The organism is Kitasatospora sp. MBT63 (assembly GCF_000710465.2).
Taxonomy (GTDB): domain Bacteria; phylum Actinomycetota; class Actinomycetes; order Streptomycetales; family Streptomycetaceae; genus Kitasatospora.
Window position 1 is genome coordinate 1 of record NZ_JAIZ01000225.1, and the last position, 4,953, is coordinate 4,953.

6 protein-coding genes are annotated in these 4,953 nt (G+C 74.5%); 2 read left to right on the forward strand and 4 right to left on the reverse strand.

Features of this window, described 5'->3' with window-relative positions; all coding sequences use genetic code 11:
- Together AA75_RS15060 and AA75_RS15065 are read left to right on the forward strand one after the other, a co-directional pair.
- A partial coding sequence (locus AA75_RS15060) for a family 2 encapsulin nanocompartment cargo protein terpene cyclase (RefSeq protein ID WP_033820518.1) occupies positions 1–1,005 on the forward strand: 1,005 nt, incomplete at its 5' end.
- A 15-nt stretch (positions 1,006–1,020) separates the two neighbouring features.
- Positions 1,021–1,902 carry a geranyl diphosphate 2-C-methyltransferase gene (locus tag AA75_RS15065; RefSeq protein ID WP_033820519.1) on the forward strand — a complete coding sequence of 294 codons (882 nt, stop codon included), beginning with the start codon at positions 1,021–1,023 and terminating at the stop codon, positions 1,900–1,902.
- Positions 1,903–2,119: 217 nt separating this feature from the next.
- Here AA75_RS15065 and AA75_RS15070 read toward each other — a convergent pair whose 3' ends face one another.
- The 4 genes from AA75_RS15070 to AA75_RS49335 all read right to left on the reverse strand — a co-directional run.
- The gene (locus AA75_RS15070; protein WP_033820520.1) at positions 2,120–2,311 is read right to left on the reverse strand and encodes a hypothetical protein; all 192 of its coding nucleotides are present in this window, start codon (positions 2,309–2,311) and stop codon (positions 2,120–2,122) included.
- Positions 2,312–2,354: 43 nt separating this feature from the next.
- Positions 2,355–3,080, reverse strand: coding sequence for a sigma-70 family RNA polymerase sigma factor (locus tag AA75_RS15075; protein WP_051812437.1), 726 nt, complete (start codon positions 3,078–3,080; stop codon positions 2,355–2,357).
- A gap of 129 nt (positions 3,081–3,209) precedes the next feature.
- The gene (locus tag AA75_RS15080) at positions 3,210–4,052 is read right to left on the reverse strand and encodes an LPXTG cell wall anchor domain-containing protein (RefSeq protein WP_033820521.1); all 843 of its coding nucleotides are present in this window, start codon (positions 4,050–4,052) and stop codon (positions 3,210–3,212) included.
- Between the two features lie 301 nt (positions 4,053–4,353).
- Positions 4,354–4,953, reverse strand: a 600-nt coding sequence (locus AA75_RS49335; protein ID WP_051812439.1) for a hypothetical protein, incomplete at its 5' end; no start/stop codon positions are given.

The window sequence follows — 4,953 nt, forward strand, 5'->3', positions numbered from 1 at the left end:
ACCGCGGCGGCCGCGGAGCCGGCGGCGGGCGTCCCGGTGCCGGGGCTGTACCACCACCCGGTGGCGGAGCCCGACCCCGTCCGGGTGGAGGAGGTCGGCCGCCGGATCAAGGCGTGGGCCGTGGAGGAGGTCGAGCTGTTCCCCCCGGACTGGGAGGACCAGTTCGACGGGTTCTCGCTGGGCCGCTACATGGTCGCCTGCCATCCTGACGCACCGACCGTCGACCACCTGATGGTCGCCACCCGGCTGATGGCGGCGGAGAACGCCCTGGACGACGTCTACTGCGAGGACCACGGGGGCTCGCCGGTCGGGCTCGGCAGCCGCCTGCTGCTGGCCCACACCGCGCTCGACCCGCTTTACACCACCGCGGAGTACCACCCGGACTGGGCGGCGTCGCTGCACGAGGACGCGCCGCGGCGCGCCTACCGCTCGGCGATGGAGTACTTCGTCCGGCAGGCCGGGCACTCGCAGGCCGACCGGTACCGGCACGACATGGCCCGGCTGCACCTGGGGTACCTCGCGGAGGCGGCCTGGGCCGAGACCGGCCACGTCCCGGAGGTGTGGGAGTACCTGGCGATGCGCCAGTTCAACAACTTCCGTCCCTGCCCCACCATCACCGACACCGTCGGTGGCTACGAACTCCCGGCGGACCTGCACGCGTTGCCCGCGATGCAGCGGGTCATCGCGCTCGCCGGGAACGCGACCACCATCGTCAACGACCTCTACTCGTACACCAAGGAGCTGGCCACCCCCGGCCTGCACCTGAACCTGCCGGTGGTGATCGCCCGACGGGAGAAGCTCCCCGTCCGCGATGCCTACCTGAAGGCCGTCGAGGTGCACAACGAACTGATGCACGCCTTCGAGGCCGCGGCCGCGGAGCTGGCGGCGGAGCTCCCGGTGCCCACCGTGCTGCGCTTCCTGCGGGGCGTGGCCGCCTGGGTCGACGGCAACCACTACTGGCACTGCACCAATACCTACCGCTACAGCCTGCCCGATTTCTGGTAAGAACGGATTTCCTCTGTGACCAATACCGAACTCTCCACCGCGACCGCCTCTGCGTTCATCCCCTCCCCGGCGACGCCCTACCAGGGTGACATCGCGCGCTACTGGGACCACGAGGCCCGGCCGGTGAACCTTCGCCTGGGTGACGTCGACGGTCTCTACCACCACCACTACGGCATCGGTGACGTCGACCACGCCGCGCTCGGCGACACCGAGGACAGCACCTACGAGAAGAAGCTGATCGCCGAGCTGCACCGGCTGGAGTCGGCGCAGGCCGAGGTCCTGCTGGACCACCTCGGGGCGGTCGGTCCCGGGAGCACCCTGGTGGACGCCGGCTGCGGCCGCGGCGGCTCGATGGTGATGGCCCACCAGCGCTTCGGGTCCAAGGTCGAGGGGGTCACCCTGTCGGCCAAGCAGGCCGAGTTCGCGAACCGCCGCGCCCAGGAGCTGGGCATCGCGGACTCCGTCCGCGCCCGCGTCTGCAACATGCTCTCGATGCCCTTCGAGACCGGGCAGGCGGCGGCGTCGTGGAACAACGAGTCGAGCATGTACGTCGACCTGGGGGACCTGTTCGCCGAGCACTCCCGGATCCTCGGCGTCGGCGGCCGGTACGTGACCATCACCGGCTGCTGGAACCCGCGTTACGGCCAGCCCTCGAAGTGGGTCTCGCAGATCAACGCGCACTTCGAGTGCAACATCCACTCCCGCCGGGAGTACCTGCGGGCCATGGCCGACAACCGGCTGGTGCCGCAGGCCGTCATCGACCTGACCCCGGCGACCCTGCCGTACTGGGAGCTGCGGGCCACCTCCTCGCTGGTCACCGGCATCGAGGAGGCGTTCATCAACTCGTACCAGGACGGCTCGTTCCAGTACGTGCTGATCGCGGCCGACCGGGTCTGAGCACCACCGCCGGGGTGTCCGTGCCGTACGCGGCCCGTGGCAGGCCACGTACGGCACGGCACGGACGCGGGGCCGTCGCGGCCGTGCCCCGGGCGCAGCGGGCGTCGGACCCGTTGCGCCCGGCCCCGGCGGTGGAAGTCCGCGGCCCCCACCCGTCCTCTCGGGTGGGGGCCGCGGCCGTGCGGGCACCGGTCCGCGGTGCGGCTGCGGCCGCCGTTCAGAGGTAGCCGTCGTCCGTCCAGTCGGCCATCCTCATCCGGGCCCACCAGGAGAGGAACGCGGCGAACCGCCCGGTGGGGCCGTCCGCCGCCGTCTCCGCCGCCGTCTCCGGCGGCGGCAGCGGCGGCCGCGCGGCGGGGGCGTCGTGTTCGGGCGTTCCCGGCGGGGGGCCGGCGTGGCCGGGTTCCATGGCGCGGTCCTCCTCGGCCGGCTGGTTCCGGGATCACCTCCGGTCACCTCCTCCCGAGCGCGGCGACGGCCTCGCGGCGGACGCCGTAGTCCTCGCCGATCTGCGCGCAGACCTTCTTCATCGCCCGGTAGTGCAGCGTCTTCACGGCGCCCGCGGACCGTCCCATCAGCCGGGCCGTCTCGCTGACCGACAGGTCGGCGATCAGGCGCAGCCGGACGCACTCGCGCTGAGGCGGCGTCAGGCCCTCGAGGACCACGTCGAGTGCGTCCCGGAAGATCCGCACCAGGGCCTCGTCCTCCGCGCTGGGCGACAGCCGGCGGCGGCGCGCATCGGCGTCGAGGCGGTTGCGGGACATCACCACGGACCTGGCGTGGTCGATCGCCAGATTGCGGGCGATCGTCAGTACCCAGGCCTCGAAGGCGTGGCCCTGCCAGCTGAAGGTCCCGATCCGGCAGAGGATCCGCAGGAAGGTCTCGCTGGTCAGGTCCTCGACGGCCAGGGGATCGCGGATCCGGCGGGCGAGGTAGCGGCTGACCAGTGGCGAGTAGAGGCGGTAGAGCCGGGCGAACGCCTCCTCCTCGCCGGACTTGGCCCGGCTGACCAGGTCCTCCACCTGGCTCCGGCCGCCGGCGGTCGCCGACGGGCCGGCCGGCGGCCGGTGCCGGGCACCGGCCGGCGGGGCGCCCCGGGTCCGGGCGGTCACCGCGCCTTCGGGCTGTGCGGTGCCGGCGGTGCGCGGCGACGGGACGGCTACGTGCAGGGCGTTCACGGGTGTCCTTCGGCGGGTGGTCGGGCGGTCGGCGGCCGGGCGGTCAGCGGCCGGGCGGGGGCCGGAGGGCGGTCGTACGCTGCTCTCCGGCCCCCGACCCGGTGGTCCGGGACCCGGGGCGTAGCAGGGTCAGGAGCGGTGCCGTCCGGCGTCCCGGCGCCGGCGGAGCGCGGTGAGCGATGCCGCTCCGGCGAGGAGGAAGGCGATACCGACGCTGATCAGCACCGGGCTCGCGCCTCCGCCGGTGGACGCCAGCGACACCGTGTCGGTGGGCCGGCTTCCGGGCTGTTCGGTGCTGGGGGCGGCGCCGCTCGGGGACGCCGATGCGGAGGGCCCGGACGCGGATGGCGTCGGCCCGGTGGGTGTGGCGGTGGGCGACGAGGTCGGCCGGGGAGACGCGCTCGGGGAGCCGTCGGCGCTGGACGAGGGGCCGGGCGTGGGGTGTCCGACGCAGAGGGACTTCGGCCCGCCGGTGATGAGGTGGCGGGTGGCCGCGTCGCGTCCGCCGTCCGACCCCGCGGGGGTCCAGTACGCGACGGGGGTGAAGTCGAGCGTGCCGTCCGCCAGGTCCGGGGGCAGTGCCAGTTCGAGGTCGAGCGTCCGCGTGGTGCCCGCCGGTACGAGGACCGGGTCGTCGCCGCCCGGCCGGTACCGCAGCGTCATCCGGTCGGCGGGGGTGCCCTGCTGGTCCGGGGCGCTCCGGAGGGCGGGGTAGAAGAGCAGGTCGGTGTCGGTGGGGTTCTGCAGTTCCGCCGAGAACCGGGCGCTGCCCCCGGCCGCGACGGTCGGTGGGACGTCCGTGACGGTCAGCCGGGGTGCCGGGGTGGCCGCTCCGGGCTCGTGACGGGCGGACGGTCGGGCGGCGGAACGGGCGGCGCCGCCCGGATCGAGGGCCGCCGCCGGGGCGCCGCTGCCCAGTGCGGTGGCGGTGGCGAGTGTGAGGGCGGCCGTAACCGCGCTGATCCGGCGCATGGGTGTGGTCCTCGCTGAGTGGGCACGGCAGGGCGTAGCTGCGTGCGGGAAGTGGTGGGGCGGGCTGCCGGGCCCGGCGTGCGTGCCGGGAGCCGGGCGGCGGGGAGGGGGAGACGGCCGGGCCGGACTGCTCGCCCGGGATGCGCGGGCCGCGCCGGTGGCGGTCACTGCGGCGGGTGTCCGCGGGGGTCGCCCGCTGCCAGATCAGCGGGCGAACGGCTCCGGTTCGGTGGGCGCCGCGGGCGTCGGGGCGGTCGGGGTCCTCAGCCCTGATGGCGCCCGAACGGGGGCCCGGGGCAGCTCAGTTGGCGCCGGGCCAGCCGTCGAGCGTCCGGTTGAGCGTGACCTTGGGCCGGGCCGGCGCCGCGGCCGCCTTGAGGGCCGGGGACGCGGGCTGCGCCGCGGCCGCCTCGTCGAGGATGGTGATGACCTGCTGGACCAGGCCGTCCACGGTCGCCTTGAGCGTCTGCGGCGACTGGTTGCGGGCGGCGCGCAGCGCCGTCTCGACGTCCCGCAGCCGGCGCAGGGTGTCCGGCCCGAGCGTGATCGGCTCGGGGGTGTCCAGGACGAACTGGTAGGCGCCGGCGAGGGTCTGACAGCCGGTGCAGTGGTTGTTGCTCGCCTTGCTGACGTTGGTCGTGTGGAGCCGGCTGTGGTCGCCGCCCATGGTGATGATCTGGAACGAGAGCGCGGTGGAGCTGCAGTGCAGGTTCCCGTCGCAGAACCGGGACGAGGCGAGCGCGCGGTTGTCCGCCCCCGCGCCGACCAGGTCCCCGTACTGGCGGACCTCGAACGCGACCTGGAAGTCGTGGGGGCGGACCGGGCTGGCGGTGCTGATCGCGCTCGCGGTGTCGCCCCGCCCCGCCGAGCCGGTCCGGGCGGTTCCGGGCGCGGCGGAGGC